The organism is Mesorhizobium sp. M8A.F.Ca.ET.202.01.1.1 (genome assembly GCF_004791595.1).
In the GTDB taxonomy this organism is placed as follows: Bacteria; Pseudomonadota; Alphaproteobacteria; order Rhizobiales; family Rhizobiaceae; genus Mesorhizobium.
Window position 1 is genome coordinate 1 of sequence record NZ_SRUN01000104.1, and the last position, 380, is coordinate 380.

Sequence of the window (380 nt, forward strand, 5' to 3'; positions counted from 1 at the left end):
ACGAGATTTTCAGCCATTTCGTCATGCGCCGCACCGGCACGCGCGACATTACCCAGTGCACCTTCATCACCAAGGGGGGCCGCCAGCTTATCGCGCTTTCCAATCACTGGCCGTCGCGATCCGGCGGCGCAGTGGAAAGCGCCGGTTTTCGCATGACCGCCGGTGAGACGCTGGGTTACTGGCACCATCGCATCAGGGAAGAAAAAGGAAACAACATCGCCATCATCGCTTTCAGCGACTTCAATGACGATCCTTCCGATGCTTCGCTACGCTACCACGCCAATTCCGCCCGCGAGCGCGACGATGTCGAAAACTCGCAATCGGCCATGTTCTACAATCTTGCCTGGAACTACCTACGCCAGCCGGTGATGGATTCCGTC

1 pseudogene is annotated in these 380 nt (G+C 58.2%); it reads left to right on the forward strand.

The features are described 5' to 3' along the window. Positions 1-380 (forward strand): annotated as a pseudogene (locus EN845_RS34035) (endonuclease); the annotation flags it as partial.